This is a genomic window from Acinetobacter sp. 797_lipA (assembly GCF_058243025.1).
In genome coordinates this window covers 1,888,711-1,906,057 of the sequence record NZ_JBZAYQ010000001.1, presented here as the reverse complement: position 1 = coordinate 1,906,057, position 17,347 = coordinate 1,888,711, and the positions used below count along the sequence as shown (strand labels likewise).

The 17,347-nt window shown below is 36.7% G+C and carries 10 protein-coding genes and 1 pseudogene; 8 read left to right on the top strand and 3 right to left on the bottom strand.

Annotated features, from left to right (window positions below; translation table 11 throughout):
• The first annotated feature begins 1 nt into the window (after position 1).
• From AC4CU2_RS09250 to AC4CU2_RS09240, 3 genes are read left to right on the top strand one after another with little or no spacing between them, the layout of a single operon-like run.
• The gene (locus tag AC4CU2_RS09250) at positions 2-1,414 is read left to right on the top strand and encodes a protein kinase domain-containing protein (protein WP_159128010.1); all 1,413 of its coding nucleotides are present in this window, start codon (positions 2-4) and stop codon (positions 1,412-1,414) included.
• The gene (locus AC4CU2_RS09245) at positions 1,374-4,757 is read left to right on the top strand and encodes a DEAD/DEAH box helicase (RefSeq protein WP_490768697.1); all 3,384 of its coding nucleotides are present in this window, start codon (positions 1,374-1,376) and stop codon (positions 4,755-4,757) included. The genes AC4CU2_RS09250 and AC4CU2_RS09245 overlap by 41 nt, the downstream gene beginning before the upstream one ends.
• The gene (locus AC4CU2_RS09240) at positions 4,741-5,916 is read left to right on the top strand and encodes a hypothetical protein (protein WP_490768696.1); all 1,176 of its coding nucleotides are present in this window, start codon (positions 4,741-4,743) and stop codon (positions 5,914-5,916) included. Before AC4CU2_RS09245 ends, AC4CU2_RS09240 begins: the two co-directional genes overlap by 17 nt.
• 13 nt (positions 5,917-5,929) lie before the next feature.
• On the opposite strand, the gene AC4CU2_RS09235 is transcribed toward AC4CU2_RS09240, so the two are convergent.
• On the bottom strand, positions 5,930-6,958 hold the full coding sequence (locus tag AC4CU2_RS09235; RefSeq protein WP_007116247.1) for an IS701 family transposase: 1,029 nt from the start codon (positions 6,956-6,958) through the stop codon (positions 5,930-5,932).
• Between the two features lie 109 nt (positions 6,959-7,067).
• Between AC4CU2_RS09235 and AC4CU2_RS09230 the strand changes: the two genes are divergently transcribed.
• The 4 genes from AC4CU2_RS09230 to AC4CU2_RS09215 all read left to right on the top strand — a co-directional run bounded on the left by AC4CU2_RS09230 (position 7,068) and on the right by AC4CU2_RS09215 (position 14,879).
• Complete coding sequence (locus AC4CU2_RS09230; RefSeq protein ID WP_490768695.1) at positions 7,068-7,364, top strand: hypothetical protein; 297 nt, start codon at positions 7,068-7,070, stop codon at positions 7,362-7,364.
• Positions 7,365-7,371: 7 nt separating this feature from the next.
• Complete coding sequence (locus tag AC4CU2_RS09225; protein ID WP_490768694.1) at positions 7,372-9,864, top strand: AAA family ATPase; 2,493 nt, start codon at positions 7,372-7,374, stop codon at positions 9,862-9,864.
• Positions 9,861-11,702 (top strand): hypothetical protein, encoded by a 1,842-nt coding sequence (locus AC4CU2_RS09220; RefSeq protein WP_490768693.1) that lies wholly within the window; start codon positions 9,861-9,863, stop codon positions 11,700-11,702. The genes AC4CU2_RS09225 and AC4CU2_RS09220 overlap by 4 nt, the downstream gene beginning before the upstream one ends.
• Positions 11,703-11,834: 132 nt before the next feature.
• Entirely contained in the window at positions 11,835-14,879 is a 3,045-nt protein-coding gene (locus AC4CU2_RS09215) for a type I restriction endonuclease subunit R (RefSeq protein ID WP_490768691.1), read from the top strand.
• On the opposite strand, the gene AC4CU2_RS09210 is transcribed toward AC4CU2_RS09215, so the two are convergent.
• A complete protein-coding gene (locus tag AC4CU2_RS09210; RefSeq protein ID WP_234951019.1) occupies positions 14,847-15,779 on the bottom strand; it encodes an IS5-like element ISAha1 family transposase in 933 nt (310 codons plus the stop codon). The two genes, AC4CU2_RS09215 and AC4CU2_RS09210, sit on opposite strands and share 33 nt — an antisense overlap.
• Before the next feature lie 55 nt (positions 15,780-15,834).
• Here AC4CU2_RS09210 and AC4CU2_RS09205 point away from each other — a divergent pair.
• Positions 15,835-16,403: pseudogene (locus AC4CU2_RS09205) on the top strand (transglutaminase-like domain-containing protein); the annotation flags it as partial.
• 71 nt (positions 16,404-16,474) lie between these two features.
• Here AC4CU2_RS09205 and AC4CU2_RS09200 read toward each other — a convergent pair.
• A complete protein-coding gene (locus tag AC4CU2_RS09200) occupies positions 16,475-17,347 on the bottom strand; it encodes an NAD(P)-dependent oxidoreductase (protein ID WP_010326781.1) in 873 nt (290 codons plus the stop codon).

Below are 17,347 nucleotides of genomic sequence, written 5' to 3'. Positions count from 1 at the left end.
GATGACGAATGAAAAGCAAAAAAGAATCGTAAAAGACCTCCACGGAGGTACTTATGAACTTCTAGGAAAGATTGGAGAAGGTGGCCAAGGTACAGTTTTAAAAACAGACCAAGTTAACTTAGTTGTAAAAATTACAAATGTACTGCCAGAAGTTCAATTAAAAGAAGTACGTAAGCAATTTCAAAATGTTATGCGTTTACCACTTCGAGATTTAAAAATTGCTTTGCCATTAAGTTTATTAACGTTAAAGAATCGTGCTGGTTACGTGATGGAGCTTATGGATGGCTTAGAACCACTTTCCGCACAAATAGAACGCATGTACACCTTAGAAGGGCAGCTTGATCTTATTAAGTATAGAGATACAGGTAGTTTCGCACGCCGGTTACTGATTTTAAAAGAACTTGCTGAAACCTTAGCTAGGTTGCATGGCAAAGGTTTGGCATTTGGTGATTTATCTCCACATAATATTTTTGTATCTACATCAATTGAACATCATCAAGTTTGGTTAATCGATGCCGATAATATTCATTATGCTGAACAATCTAATCAACATCATTTCTATACCAAAGGTTATGCTGCTCCTGAGCTGATTCGCAATGAAACAGGCACCAATATACAAACAGATGCCTGGTCTTTTGCAGTCATTGCACTTCAATTATTAACACATACGCACCCGTTCAATCATGGAATTGCTGTTGAGGATGAAGATCCTGATATTGCCGAAGAAAAAGCCGCTCAAGGAGAGTTCCCTTGGGTATTTGATGTTGAAGATGACTCAAATGAAATTGCGGTGAAAGGCTTTCCTGTTTTTGAAATGTTAAATAAACGCTTATTTAATCTATTTCAACGTTGTTTTGGATCGAGCCGTTTAATAGAAAACATATATGACCGTCCGACCATGGCAGAATGGCATTATGAGTTAAACAGAACACTGTCCTTGGTTTTGCTTTGTCAAGAAAAAGGCTGTCGAAGTAGTTTTATTGTCAATCAGCGATTAAATTGCCCATTTTGTAATACTGTCCAAGATAAAACCGAATATCTACGCTTAAGATATTGGGGCTATGACCAAGATCCATTGATGGCTGAACAGCCTTGGTTTGTAAGTTCTGAGCAAGTATTTTTAAGTTTAGGGCAAGAGAAAGCTATTTATCATGCATCGCATAGTTCTTTTCATAATGAACAGAGTCAGCCTTGGTTTAGGATTGCCTTAACTGATGATGGATTAAAGATTACACCTGAAGAAGGTGAGCATGCCATCCTCCAAAATGTAGATGGTTCAAAATCATATACTTTACATAAACCTCAGATTTTAAAAAACCACCAAAAAGGTGATAAGGACCTTTTGATTACACATGCTTCTTTGCAGATGAATAGTGAAAAAATGCATTCTTTCTTTTGGCGTTTTACTTGGTAGTGCTATGAAATTACATGAGTTTAAACTTGCTCAGCTACAAGTGATTCAAGCTGAGTGTCTGGAAAAAATAGACATTTCTGAAAATCATCAAATTTACTTATTTTTAGAAGATGAACAATGCTATTTAGAGTTTGAAAACAATATCTACCCTATAGAATTGATCTCAACCAATTCTATTACAGCCTCATCAGCAAAAGAATTAATTAAACAAAATGGTTTGTGGTTTTTGACCCAGAAACAAAATACAACGCTATTTTTATCAGGTTTCATACCAGATGCAGATACTTTTTTGGATCTAGATATTGCCGTTGATGAAGCGATTACACATGTACTAGCAGATGATGGAAAAATTGCTCAGACTGATATTCCACTTGCAATAGATTGGTTAACAGAAGAGTTTTTGGTTGGTCTTGATGATTCCAAATTTATGGCATTCTCGGTTTTTTATAGCAATCAGAGTGAACGTCAAATTCTATTGATTGGCCAGAATCATCAATTAGAAATTAATGAAATCAAGGGTTACTGGCAAGTAGATAAAATTAGTAAAAAACGACCTAGAGGCAATTACCGTTTAGTTTTATTACAAGGTAAATTACGATTCAAAGATCGTTCAATTGCAAAAAAAATGGACAATTTTGCCCATGAAATTGCATTAAAAGAACATACAGCTCAACATGGTGACTATATTGAAGTATGGAAGCAATATAGTAATGCACAATGGGAAGATGCTGTACATCGTGCAAATCGAATTAATTACTTGAAATATTGTGCTTATGAATCAGCCCATAAAACGGGTTATTGGTATATTTATGTTGAAGATAGAGAAAAATTATTAGATTTTGAAAAAAAATGGGATAGTTTAGATCGAAAAAAAGATGAGCAAGTACAATTAAGTTTGAATATTGCTGATTGGTTAGATAATCAATTGGATGTCAAAGAGACAGGCTTAAACATTGAAAAAAAATCTTGGCGCGCAGAAATCATTCAGATTGAACCACAAAACAAACGCATTTTATTAAAATTTGCAGAAAAAAGAGATCGACGCCCACCGTTAGATCAGGATACCAAGCAAGGCTTTTTATGCTTATCTATATTTGCGGTAAATATTCAACGTAAGCGACAGCAAGAAGCGCTGAATTTAATTATCAGTCGTCGTAATCCTATGCCTAGCTTACACGCTCTCTTACAAGGCATAGAAGTTGAAGCGCCTACTAGATCATTACGAAAAGAGAAATGGAAAAGCTCTAAAACCAAAGCACTTTTCAAAGGTGGACGTCCGACGATTAAACAACAAGAAGCCATAGAGCAGGGGTTAAATAGCTCCGACTTGACAATTATCATTGGTCCACCTGGTACTGGTAAAACCCAAGTCATCACTGCATTACAGCAACGTATTAGTGAGTTATCTCATGAATCGATTCAACGTAGTATTTTACTCACAAGTTATCAGCATGATGCCGTTGATAATGTAGTAGACCGTAGTAATGTGATGGGGATTGCAGGTTTACGAGTGGGTGGGAAAATCAGAAATGATGATGATGAGCCTACTGGTGTTAATACAATTGAAAAATGGGCTACACCAATTCAGAAAGAGCTTAATCAGTTAATTCAGAACAATGACTTTATAAGTTTATACCGTAATTTAGAAGAGCATTTACTTAAATTGCGTTTTGGTTCTATAGAGCAAAAACAAAAAAGTATCTTTGAAATACAAAATATTCTAGATCAACTTACTGATAAATATAAAATTTATCTATCCCATGATTTAAAGCAATGGTGGGAAAAGTTTAAACAACCAAAACAATCATTGTCTATTGCAACAAAAATGATGGAGCTTTATCCGCTCATTTATTCATTGCGTACAAAAAACGCTAGTTTTGTAGATGATGGTGTTCAACGCTGTCGTTTAGTACTGGCATCACTACAGCTATTACAACAGCAAGATGCGACACAAACGATTTTGTTAGCTGAAGAACAAAAGGTTTTAGAACAATTTATACATTTAAATATGGATGAGGAAATTGATTTTAGCCCATTAATAGAATTAAAAAATAAACTCATTGACCGATATTTACCTGATTTTAGACCAACACATTTGCAGCGTTTATTAGATGAGAGCAACTGTCTAAAACTAGATCACATACTCAAAGACATCAATGATAAGGCCAAAAAATTAAAAACATTGGCACATTTGATGATTTTGGATAAATATCGTTATCGCTTAATGACTTCTACAGGTGATATTAAAGAAACTATTGCTCACTATACGGCTGTACTTGCAGCAACTTGTCAGCAAGCAGCTGGTAATGCAATGCAAGATTTAAAAGCTATTGATAAGAACATTGTTTTTGAAAATGTGATTGTCGATGAGGCGGCAAGAGCGACTCCTCTAGATCTTATGATTCCAATGGCAATGGCTAAACGTCGTTTAATATTGGTAGGTGATCATCGTCAATTGCCACACATGTTAGATGACAAAATCGAAAAAGTACTGACACAGAAAGAAGATTGGAAAACAGTACAGAGTGAAATGCTAGAGCAGAGCTTGTTTCAACGCTTAGTTGAAAATATGCAACGTTTGGAAGAGGAAAAACAACAGCCTCAGCGGGTGATTATGCTAGACACCCAATTCCGTATGCATCCTATTTTAGGTGATTTTATTAGTCAAAATTTTTACGAAAATCATAAATTACCAGCGATTAAGTCAGGCCGACCAGAAACGGATTTCATTCATGCAATTAGTGGCTATGAAGATTCAGTTTGTGGTTTTAAGTGCATTCAGGATCAGAAACAACAACGCCTAGGCACCAGTTGGCATCGTTCAAGTGAAGCAGAATGGATCGCTCAAGAAGCAAAAAGAATTTTGGATGAAAAACCTGAATTAAGTGTCGGTGTAATTAGTTTTTATAGTGGGCAAATTCAATCTATTTTTAAAGCAATGGAAGATCTTCAAGTCGGATTAACGGTTGGAAATAAAATTGCTGAAAACTATCGAATAATTTCAAGCGGTAAGAATATCGGAGATGAACGTTTACGTATAGGAACGGTTGATGCCTTCCAAGGTAAAGAGTTTGATGTGGTATTTGTTTCTTTGGTGCGTACTTTGCCGAAAGACTTCAGTGTCGAGGAATTAGACGACATTAATAAGGATGAAGCATTGACGCGAGCATATGGATTTTTGCGGGTAGACAACCGATTAAACGTTGCGCTCAGCCGTCAACGCTCTTTGTTGATTGTTACAGGGGATCACGAATTAGTTGTACATCCAGCAACTCAGGAAGCAGTGCCTGCATTACCTGCATTTTTAAAACTATGTGGAGGTCAACATGGCAAAGTTTTCTAACCAATTTCTATCTTATTATGATGCTTTTCCAAAAGGTAATGCCGAAAAAAATATGGTTTTTTTGCCAATCTGGATTTGGCGAATTTGGGCACCTGTTGCTGGAAAAACAACTGATATTAATGTCTTTCAAAAGACCCTTTTAGAATTTTTGCATATTGGTCGGCAGGATCGTCAAGAGCTAGCACATTGGATTGGTGTAGATGTAGAGCTTGTTAATCTTATTATAGATACAGAATTAGAAACTGGTGGCTTGATTCAGCTTGACGTAAAAGATCAAAAAATTACGCTGACTCCTAAGGGAGTGCAGACATTAGATGATGAAATTGAGCGTACTGAAGATTTACAAGCCTACTATTTAGTACAGGATGCAATTACGGGGGAATTGTGGCATCGCTTAATTCCCAATGAGCTTGCATTGTTAGATGTACAAGAGATCGACTCAAATATTTACATCCAAGGAAGTCGAGATTCAGGCAAATCGATCAGTGTTTTTTTAGCGGAGCCAAGAGAACATAAAGAACCTCTAGCACCTACACCCTATAAAATTACGCAAACCATCAAAAATCATAATATGGCAATGCGTGGAACTTTAGTGCGTGATCATGAGCATAGGGGAAAATATTTAGATGGACAAAATTTAAAAAACTATGAGTTTTATTCTCAAAAACCAGAAGCGTTCTTTATTTTATCGCATTTAGAGGAAAGTTTAGATTCATCGCATGTTTGTCAGTTACAAGACCCATGTCATGTATCACCATATGATGAATGGATACAAAATTTGCATTTTGAACTTGCAACGAAACATCAGGGCTTCTCGAAAAAGGTTAAAAGATATTTAAAACAAGATATCCATAGTGAAGAAACGATAGATGAGTTTGAAACTCGCTTGTTGGAAGAAATTTCTTTTGAGCTTTCTGTAGATTTTCCATTTTCAGAACGTATTGAAAATCTTACACAACATTTACAAAGACTTTTAACACGAAAGAAAAAATTGGAAGAGACGGGGCACTATTATGATATTGATGATTTGTTAAGTCAGTGCCAAAAAGCATTAGAGGCATGTTTTAAACATATGCTCTGTGTACGGAAGCATAAACACGCAAATACAACACCTCTAAAGTTAAATTATGATCAGTTGAAAACCATTTTAATATTATAGGACTTACGCACTATTATTTATAGATTCTCTGTGGTAGCAGATGATTTTTATCGAGAATAAAGTCATCAATGAAGTTTTTGATAACTGGTCTAAATAATTTCTTCTGCCAACGATATACATTTTCAAAGATCCGCTCAAACTGGTTCTTTTGTATCTCGACGTAGGCCATCAAGGCTGAAAAAATATGATTCAAAATCAGTTTAGATCGTCTTACTTGAAACTTTTCAATATGACAAACCTGTTTAATCACCCGGTGATATTGCTCTATTTTCCAATGACTTGAATGTAATTCATGAAAACCCTCAAAGGACAATAAATCATCTTCATCTTGATGCACAATATAAAACCTCTGCTGTTCTTTTAACTGAGTCTTAAATAATTGTACAAAGCCAAAATCTTTGAGCCAGACCACTTGACCCTGATGGAAATTTGGCAATAAACGCAGTTGAAACCATTGTCCTTTTTCTGGGGAAACCTTACGGTTACAGTCGATACCAAACATAAATCGAATACCATATTTTCTTATGGTTTTTAGATTTCCAGTCGATGAATACCAACTATCACCTGTAATAAATTGAATCTTTGCACCCCAACTGAGTACTTCACTTAACATATCCATAAAGTAATCATTCTTGGTTTTACTTTCAGATTTGTCATAAATTCGGAAATTAATTGGAATATTTTGACCATTCTGATCTGTCGCATACAAGGTAATGAGATTAATACCCTTGACGGATCGGTGGTGTTTGCCTGACCAAAAATAGCTAACCAAGTCCATATGTTGACTATAGGGTTTATCTAAAACAGTATCATCAATACTGACTATAAGTTTATTATTATCAATATGTTGAATTGCTTCTTGATATAGGTCGTGAGGTGTGTAGTCTTCACGTTCTAGAAAGCGATTTACACTATCATGCGAGATGTTATAAGTCTCGGCAAGTTGTGTGCAGCTAATAGAGTTCGGTTCTGTCATGAGAAAGCCCATATAAATGGGTAATGTACAAGTTGCTGTAGAAGCATGTTTAATTCGTCTGATCACAGATACTTTATAAAGTATTTTAATACTTTTTTGAATCCGTCAATGCGTAAGTCCTATATTACAAGTAGGAAATTTTTTTCCCGAAGATACTTTGGACAAGCTGAAAAAAGTGAATTCTGCACAAGTATATAGTGCGAATGGATATTCAGCAGGTAAGTATCAAGAAGTGAGAGTGTCTCTAAAACCACTTATTTTTTCAAATCTATTATGTGTATCAGAGCATCAGCAACATCCTTTAATACGTCGTGATCTTTATCAAACTGATTTAACAAAACTCATCGAAATTTGTGAACGACGAAATGAAGGTAATCATGATTCAGGTGAAGAAGTCGATATAACAACAGCATTAAACCTATCTGAATTTACTTTAGATTGGATTTCATTTTATACAGCAATTGAGGCGTAATATTTAAATGGCAAAAGCATCAAAAAAAGCAAATCGTTATCAAAATACAGGTATACCTTCTGCTCAAGTGGATACAAAAGAAAAAGTATCTATTTCACCATTATTTCAGCAAGTTACTGGTGTAATTGTTGATAAAGAAAAAGAGGAGCTTTTGGTACGTGATGAGGTTTTACGTCACGAAATGCAAGATGCCCTGCAAAAATTAGAATCGGCATTAGAAGACACACGCTTAACTAAAATAGATTATGAAGAGAAAGTAAAACTTCTTGCAGATGAAGATGAACGATTAATGACTCAGGAAAATCGTTTACAAAAGCAAGAACAGGAACTTAAATTTATAGAGCAAGATATCGAGATTAAAAGAAATGAATTTATTGAAGAAAATAAAAAAGTTGCTTTAGAAAGATCAGTTCTAAAATCTGAACAATTGAAATTACAAGAACAGTTAGCTGAGTTAGCAGAACTTAAAGCAAACGCTGAGTTAGGTTTTGCGATTGAAAAACAAAAAGCTTTAGAAGAGAAGCGAGAGGAACTAGGAAAACTACAGACTGAAGCTTTAGAAAAACTATCGAAAAATGCAAAGCGACTAGCAGAAAAAGAGAAAGTTCTGCTCGAGCGTGAGGAAAGCCTTCGTGTAAATGAAGCAGAAGCAATTGCTGGTTTTATAAACGAAAGAAAAACGATATTTCTTCAACAGCAAGATGAAATTCAAGTACTCCGAGATGATTGGAGCAAAGAAAAACAACAACAGCAACAAGAGTTAGCACAAGCTAAGCATGATATTGTTGTTAAAACAGTTGAAATAGAACAATTACAGAATAATCTGCAAGATGACAAAGCCCAATTTGATGCAACGATTGAAGCGATGAGAAATAGCATCCAACGTGAATTTAGTGTGCAGCTGACTAAATTAAAGTCATCAAATGAAAGTTTAGAACAGAGCCATAATAAGGCCCTAGATGAAATTGATGCCTTAACCGAAAAATTACAGCAATATGCCGATTTAGAAAGACAACTTGAAGGTTTAGGTGTACTTGAAATTCAAGAAGAATTGGCTCATTTACGTGAAAAAAATCGAGACTTAAGAATCAAGTTAAGTGAGCGAACAGAAGAAGGCTTAGAAGAAGAAAACGAACGACTAGAAGAGTTGTGTGATGATTTGGAATCACAAGTTTTTGATCTTCGTCAAAAAAATAATGAATTAGAAAATGAATTGAATAATTCACGTCTGAGTGTCATGGCGAAACATCATTTACAACAAGAAAAACGTGTTTTAGAACAGCATAAACGAGTACTTGACACGAGCATTACTCAATTACAGACCCAAATTGATGATTTAGTAGAGAAGCAGCAAGGTGAATTACCCTTTAAAAGCCTTAGCGAAATGGATCAGATCTTTAGAAGTGAAGCGAGAGGACTGCAAGTTGTACCAGAGCTTCAACGATTTGTATCAATCATGCAGTCAAATATTGCTAAACAAAAGTTTTATTACAGCCTAAAAGATATTCGTTTATTTATTGCGGGTTTAGCGATGAGTAAACTTCATTTACTACAAGGTATCTCAGGAACAGGTAAAACAAGCTTAGCACGTGCATTTGCTAAAGCTATTAATAATGCGATGGGTGAGGAGCAGGAAAAACTATACTGTGAAATTGTTCGAGTACAAGCAGGATGGCGTGATCGTGAGGATTTATTAGGTCACTTTAATGCGTTTGAAAAACGTTTTTATACCAAAGAGGCTTTACAAGCATTGTACCGTGCCCAACAGCCAAAATTTAAAGATACTTTGCAAATCATTTTGTTAGATGAAATGAATTTATCACAGCCTGAACAATATTTTGCAGATTTCCTATCATTGATGGAAACTCCAGATCGTGCAGAAATTAATTTGTTAGATAGTGCTAATGAAAAAGCTCCAGAGCTGTTTATAAATAAACGTGCCATTAAAATTCCACAAAATGTATGGTTTATTGGTACAGCCAATCACGATGAAACTACAAAAGAGTTTGCTGATAAAACTTACGATCGTGCCCATGTCATGGAAGTTAAACGTAGTGAAGAAGAGGTTGATATCACTTATGCAAACACTGAACAGTATTCATTTACGTCATTAATTCAAAGCTTTGAACAAGCTCAACACAAGCATAAAGCCGTGGTGAAAAATATCTTCACTCAATTGCAAAATAGTCTGCTTGAAGATGCTTTAAAAGCGGTGAATGTCAGCTGGGGAAATCGTTTAGAACGTCAAGCATACAGCTTTATTCCTGTATATATTGAGATGGGAGGCTCAGTGTCGGAAGCGCTTGATCATCTATTTGCGACTAAGGTTTTCCGTCAGGGGAAAGTGACGGGTCGATACGATACTCGAGTAGATAAAATCGAACTCATTATTTCATGTTTACAAGACGCTTGGCTGGATCTTGGTTTAAAAGATGAAAAACCTGTAATGAGCTTAGCGTTATTGAATCAAGATGTTGAGCGCTTAAAAGGTAATCTATGAAACTAATAGATCGACTTACTCAACAGACTGTAGATGCGGAGGAACTATTGCACGTTGATGCAATAGTTCCTGAACGATATGTTCTTGCGATGGATTGGGAACTTCAGTCTATAACACTGCCAAAATTCAGTTTTTTATTTGCTGATGGTGGCTCAATTCGACTGAACTCAAGTAAAAGTCTACATACTTATGTGCCTGAACTAACGCTGACCATTACTGAATCGATCAAATATATTGGTGAATTAGTTAAAGCATGCTCTCTTGATGAATCTTTTCAGGAGTTACCTAACCCATTAGTTCCGAATACTGTTTTTGATTCAGAAACTCAATTGAAACCTGTAGAAAAATTACTTCAAGATGTGATCGAAAAGGGGCATCTATATCATATTGCTTATAACCCTCGTATGGATATGCGCTATGACGAAGAACTCGTTGATGTGAGTCGAGCTAAAAAAATATCAAACAATGCGCATCGTTATTTGGCAGGGCATTCAGAAACATGGCAGCAACGAAGCTTAGTTGGTATTCGGCCGAAGAAAGTACTCTCTAAAGTCAGCGATGATGAACTGCTCATTTATGAAAATAAGGTCTTTGCACAGTTATTGGATAAATTAAGATTCTATGTTGCATCACGTTTAAATGATTTATTACAACAGCAAGCTAATTTACAAGCAGCTTTAAATTTAGGGGATTCTTCAGACACATATTATAAATTGAGTCATGAGCTATGTGAACTTTGGGCAGATAATCTCACTGCTGATGAAACAGAGAATATTCTCTCTCAATTAGAAGAAACGATTTTCTACAATGAGCAGTTATTGTCTACGATTAAGAAGCTACAATCATCTGGTTTATATGTGCAGATTCCACCACCACATCGCAAAGTGGCTGATCAACTACATAAAACAAATATATTAAATTATGACCAACATTATCGTCATCTAAATCGTTTATGGTCAACTTTGTATGAGCAAAAAAATAAAATACCAAGTGTAAAGGAAAAGACAGAAAGCTATTGGAATTTTCAGCATGATTATACTGAAGAATACAGCTTACTCATTATTTTTAAAGCATTCTCTAACTTAGGTTTTGAGATTTCAAAAACTCTAGATCAAAGTTCTGACTATTCATTACAAAGAGGAAATTTCCACTTTGCTTTGAAATTGGATGAAGAGCTAAAAATCTGGAAAATCAGTTCACGATATGATGTCTTGAATATTGTTCCAATAGCTAATGAAAGTAGTGATGAGATATTTGAAGAAGTAGAGAAGCATTCAAATCTTGTTATTTTTTCATTGGGTGGAAATTTAGAAATTCAAAAAGCATATGAACGTTTTGTATGGGCGAATCCGTTTAATTTTGAAGCCATAGAAAAATTGATCGTTATTCTGTTGAAATGGATCTATAAACCGATTTTACAATCATACTCAAAAGATTTGAAACTTGGTAGAGTTCCTCAGTCTGTAAGAAATGAACTTAGTTTACACGCTTATACTGTGCATCAAGATGGTCAAATACAATTGATCAATATGCTCAGTTCACAGCAGTTAAGTACTTTAGAATCCGTATGTATATCAGCAAATACGGCGAATATTTATCAAGTGATTCGAAAGCAACATGATGATTACCTCAATATTACGAATTGCCCGATTTGCTTATCTAAGGCAAATTTTGAACCACGATCATCAAATCAAACTTTTATTGCTGAATGTACAAATCCGGAATGTGAGGTGAACTACAAACTGGTCAGTGATGCCAATCAGAATAAAGAGTTTTATTTACAGGCCCCTGGAGACTGGAGAGACGGTGGAAGATGGAAATTAACTTTCAAAGTGTAATGGTGTTAGAAGTATATGCACGTAAAATCAAGTTTTGACTTGGTAGAAAGTGGTTTACCTATCTATATATCCGTAGATTCATGTTATTTTTAACATAATGATTTTATAAATAAATTAAAAATGAGGGCTGTAATGCAATCTCAGAATTTTGAGTTTTTAAGAGAAAAATTTCCACTTTTAGCAGACTTAGGTGCACTTGCGGAAGCTGTAATTTACACAGATCCGGAAAGTGCGACGACACGTTTGCGATCTTTTGCAGAAGAAGTGATCAAGTCAATTTATGAGTTTGAATCATTACCCCGAATTGCTAAAGCGAATTTTGCAGATTTGTTATTTGCATCTGACTTTCAAAATAGTATTACACCATCGCTCCTGTATAAATTGGATTACTTAAGACAACAAGGTAATTTGACAGCGCATGGTGCATTGGGCAACCAAAAAACTGCTTTTGCCTGTTTAGGTACAGCCTTTGGAATTGGGCAGTATCTGATGGTGAACTATGAGAAAGTACCCCTTGAATCTTTACCAGAATTTAAAAATATCGAAAAGATCTCTGCGACTGAAAAAGAGCTTAATTTACAATATGAAGAGAATCAAAAATTAAGGGAAGAGCTAGATCAAGAGAGGTTAAAGAACCTAAAAGCAGAAGCAATCACGACTGAACTCGCTCAACAGAAGCGTGCAAGAAGTACGGATGTTGCTCAGAGTTTAGAGTGGAATGAAGAAAAAACCCGGAAATTTATCATCGATAATATGGTTTTAACTGCTGGGTGGGACATTACAGATACCGTACAGGTTCAGCTTGAATTTCCTGTAGAGATGAAAGATAGAACAAAAGGCTATGTTGACTATGTATTTTTTGACTTAGAAGGCCAGCCGATTGCCGTTCTGGAAGCAAAGAAAACTAGTGTAAGTGTGCATCAGGGTCGCGAGCAAGCACGCCATTATGCAGATGCTTTAGTGGGGATGGGCTATAAGCGTCCAGTGATTTTTTATAGTAATGGCTATGAAACTTATATTTGGGACGATGCACGATATAGCAGCTACCGCCAAATTTATGGTTTTTATAGCCGTGACAGTTTGGCAAATTTACGTTTCAAACATCAATTTGCCAATAAAGAGTTAGAGCGCAATAACCCTGATTTATCGATTGTTGAACGCCCGTATCAGATTGAAGCGATTAAAACGTTAAGCCGTAAATTTCAGGATCAAGGTCGTAAGGCTTTAATTATTCAAGCCACAGGTACGGGTAAAACCCGTGTCGCGATTGCATTAGCAGAGTTGCTGATTCGAGAACACTGGGCACAACGTATTTTATTTTTATGCGACCGACGAGAATTGCGTAAGCAAGCTGATGATGCTTTTAAAGACTTCTTGGGGAGCGAACCACGTTGTGTAATTGGCGATACCAATAAGGTACCAACAGATTCACGTATTTATATTGCCACATATCCGGGAATGATGAATCGCTTTGCACAGTTTGATGTAGGGTTCTTTGATTTGATCATTGCCGATGAAAGCCATCGCAGTATCTATAATCGTTATAAAGATTTGTTCGATTACTTCGATGCCTTACAAGTAGGTTTAACTGCGACACCAGTAAAATTTATCAGTCGAAATACCTTCCAAATGTTTGACTGTACCAATACACAACCGACGTTTGAGTTTGGCTTAGACAAAGCGATTGAAAATGATCCTGCTTACTTAGTGCCTTTCAAAGTCAAAGATGTCACTACAGAGTTCTTACGTGAAGGGATTCATTACAATCAATTGTCTGAAGAGCAAAAACAACAGCTCGAAGATGACCTTGGGGTGGAGATTGCTCAACAAACCGCGATCAAAGGCAGTCAAATTGGTAAGAAGATTTTTAGCGAATCAACAGATACGCTTATTCTAGAAAACTTGATGGAAAATGGCATCAAAGATGCCAATGGCAGTTTGATTGGTAAAACCATTATCTTTGCACAACGTCAGGATCATGCTGAGCATTTAGAGCAACTCTTCTGTAAGCTTTATCCGCAGCATGGTGCACGCGTGTGTAAGGTGATTCACAATAAGATTCATCAAGTCGATCGACTCATCACGGAGTTCAAAGAACCAAATAATGATTTCCGTATCGCAATATCTGTAGATATGTTGGATACAGGAATTGATGTGCCTCAAGTGGTGAATTTGGTCTTTGCTAAACCTATCATGTCATGGGTGAAGTTTTGGCAAATGATTGGTCGTGGTACACGACTTTGTCCAAATCTATTTGGTGAGGGTAAAGATAAGAAAGAATTTTATATTTTCGATCATTACGGTAACTTTAAATATTTTGAAGAAGAATATGAAGAACCGATCGATGTGAAGTCGATTTCTTTATTACAAGCGACGTTCCTTGCACGTTTAGATTTTGCCAAAGCGGCTTTAACTCGTAGCAATATTGACGGTTTTGAGATTTCAACCAACTTACTCATGGCGGATATTAATGATTTGCCAAATGACAGTATTACGGTGAAGAAAAACTTACGTGTCGTGCATCAATTACAACAAACCCAGTTGGTCAAAGAATTTAGTGCAGCGACACAGCATATTTTATTGGAAAAAATAGCACCGTTGATGGATGCACGTGTGTTGAAAGAAAAAGAAGCGATTGCTTTCGATAAGCTGATTGCACTTACACAAGAAGCGTTGATCCGTAAATCGAGCGCTTATGAAACTTGTAAGGCTCAAGTGCTTGCGGAAGTTTTGTCTCTTGCAGTTAATATTCAGGCGGTGCGACAAAAAGCAGAGCTGATTAAGGCAGTACAAACACAGGCCTATTGGTCTGAAATTACAGTCAGTCAACTTGAGCACTTACGCCTAGAGTTAAGACTCCTTATGCAATTTAAACAAGCAGGAAATACCATAGGTGGTGCGTGGGCAACACCGACCACAACAACCTCAGATGGTGAAGTGCAAACTGTCGAAAAACAGGTGAAGCTCAGCAGTAACGAAGCGATGCTTTATCGGAAAAAAGTCAAAGAAATTTTGGATCAAATGATCGAGAGCAATACGGTATTACAAAAAATCCGTCAGCAACAACCCGTTGAAGAAGGTGAGTTGCAGATGGCTTTGTTGCACAAACATTCAAAAGCTAAACTTCTTCCAAGTTATCTAAATTTAAGTGGCAACTTGGGTGTGAGGTCGGCCTAAATCTGTAAATTTATTTAATACGGCCACACGTGCATGAATCTCATTGACTTGGCTTTGAAAGTTTCTCGCACGGAGTTTATCGCCTAATAATTTGATGCAATGCATCTTAGTTTCAACCAAACTTCGCCGATGATAGCCTGACCAATTTTTCCATATTGTTCTTCCTAAACGTTTAACTGTTCGAAGTAATTCATTTCGCTCTAGCGAGCTGGTCTTTGTATCTTTACAAGGTTTCGCATTTTTTCTTGGCGGAATCACCGCATGTGCTTGTCGGTCTGCAATTACTTGACGGCATTGCTTGGTGTCATAAGCCCCATCAGTATAGACAGAGTCAATCTGCTCATCTTGTGGAATCTGATCGAGTAAATCACCAAGCACTTGTGAATCACTCACATTATTTGTAGTGAGTTGAATAGCGCGTATTTGAAGGGTTTCAGCATCTATACCAATATGAAGTTTACGCCATTGGCGACGATATTCAGGTTGGTGTTTCTTACGCTTCCATTCACCTTCGCCTAGAAACTTTAAGCCAGTAGAATCGACGAGTAGCTGGAGACCATTACTGCTTTTTTGATAGTTAATTGCAATATCAATATGCTTTTGTCTTCTGCAGATGGTGGAATAGTCTGGTGCTGTCCAATCTAATCTACAAAGATGAATGAGACTTTGCACAAAGCCAGTGACCATGCGTAAAGAAAGACGAAATAAGGATTTGATCATTAAACAGCATTGGATGGCTGTATCTGAATAAGTTTGATTTCGACCATGTTTACCTTTGGGTTGAGCGTACCATTGCGTCTTGGGATCAAACCAAATTGAGAGATTTCCTCGATTTATTAATGCACTGTTATAAGAAGACCAATTGGTTGTACGATAGATTTTAGGTGTGGGCTTATTCATTTGAGAATTATATTGTGGAATAAGCCTTTAGAGATAGGTTTGTGCAACAAAGCCATTTGGCTATAACACGGGAGATATGATACAGGCATCTCAGTCCTAAGGGACGGTTATGGTCAGTGTAATACCAAAGCAACGTTATTGATGGCGTTACTGCGAGCGGTGGGTGTAGCCACTCGGATACATGGGTTTACCATCGATAAAGCCTTACAAAAAGGTGCCATCCAAGGCATTTGGTATAAGTTATCGCCCAAGAATATTTTACATAGTTGGGTCGAAGTGCATGTGAATGAACAATGGTATATTTTGGAGGGTGTAATTCTTGATCGACTCTATCTAGAAAAATTACAAAGTATAAATAAGCATCAAACAACAACCTTTTGTGGTTTTGGGGTATTTACCGAGAATTTTGAAAATCCACCTATTGATTGGAATTTGAATGATACTTTTATTCAAGACAAGGGGATTAATCAAGATTTTGGTTTATTTGATAGCCCAGATGATTTTTATAATATACATCAACAAGAACTTAGTCCGATACAGCGTATAGTTTTTAAATATGTAGTCAGATATTTAATGAATCAAAATGTCGATAAAATTAGAAATAAACAAAAAGCCTCTTTATGAGGCTTTTTGTTCGGCCATCGGAATAGCTTAACTTATGATTAAAGTTAAAGTATGACTGACTATGATAAGCATTACTCTAAAGTAATTTTGCTCCATGACTCATATAGTTTAACTGCGGAAGAAAAATCGCTGTCTGCTTCAGATAAATCACTGGCAGTTTGAATTAAACTTTGAGCCAGTCCAATCACAGGTGCGGATAGTTTTGCTTCGCGGACTAAATCAACGGCAATGCCCGTATCTTTTGCTAATAGAGGGAGTGCAAAAGTAAGCGGGAAGCTGCGGTTCAGAATGCGCTGTGGTAAAACAGTTTCAGTTACGCCACTTTTACCACTCGACGCATTAATGCAATCTAATGCTTCATTTAAGTTTACGCCATGGGCTTTTAGGGTGGTAAACCCTTCGGCAACAGCACAGAGGTTCACAGCCAAAAGCATATTGTTTACGGCTTTAACTGCAAAACCAGCACCCGATTCGCCCACGTGTTTAATCAGTTTACCAAACGCTTGAATAGCTGGTAGTGCGCGTTCAAAAGCAGCTGTATCACCACCGATCATAACCGTAAGGGTTGCATTATCAGCGCCAATAGTTTGACCACTCACAGGTGCATCTAAAAAGTCCACACCATGTTGTTTAAGTTGTTCAGCTACTTTTTTTGCAGAAGAGGGTACACCGCTGGTGCAATCAACCCAAATACTGCCTGCTTTAAGCTCAACTTGCGCAAGTAAGTCTTCAATATCTTGACTGGTTGGAAGGCAAGAGAAGACTACATCGGCCTGAACGGCTTGCGCAAGTTCCACTGCCTGCGTGCCATAGGCTTCTGCATGTTGTTTTGCTTTATCAAAATTGCGATTCCATACCCACACGTGTTCAAAGTGTTTAGGTAAGTGTGATGCCATGCGATAACCCATGGCGCCTAGACCGATAAATGCAACTGACTGAATCAT

Bases quoted from the DNA above. Each gene is read 5' to 3' on its own strand.
- AC4CU2_RS09250 (WP_159128010.1), top strand. From the start codon at position 2: ATGACGAATGAAAAGCAAAAAAGAATCGTAAAAGACCTCCACGGAGGT.
- AC4CU2_RS09240 (WP_490768696.1), top strand. From the start codon at position 4,741: ATGGCAAAGTTTTCTAACCAATTTCTATCTTATTATGATGCTTTTCCA.
- AC4CU2_RS09225 (WP_490768694.1), top strand. From the start codon at position 7,372: ATGGCAAAAGCATCAAAAAAAGCAAATCGTTATCAAAATACAGGTATA.
- AC4CU2_RS09220 (WP_490768693.1), top strand. From the start codon at position 9,861: ATGAAACTAATAGATCGACTTACTCAACAGACTGTAGATGCGGAGGAA.
- AC4CU2_RS09215 (WP_490768691.1), top strand. From the start codon at position 11,835: ATGCAATCTCAGAATTTTGAGTTTTTAAGAGAAAAATTTCCACTTTTA.
- AC4CU2_RS09210 (WP_234951019.1), bottom strand. From the start codon at position 15,779: ATGAATAAGCCCACACCTAAAATCTATCGTACAACCAATTGGTCTTCT.
- AC4CU2_RS09200 (WP_010326781.1), bottom strand. From the start codon at position 17,347: ATGATTCAGTCAGTTGCATTTATCGGTCTAGGCGCCATGGGTTATCGC.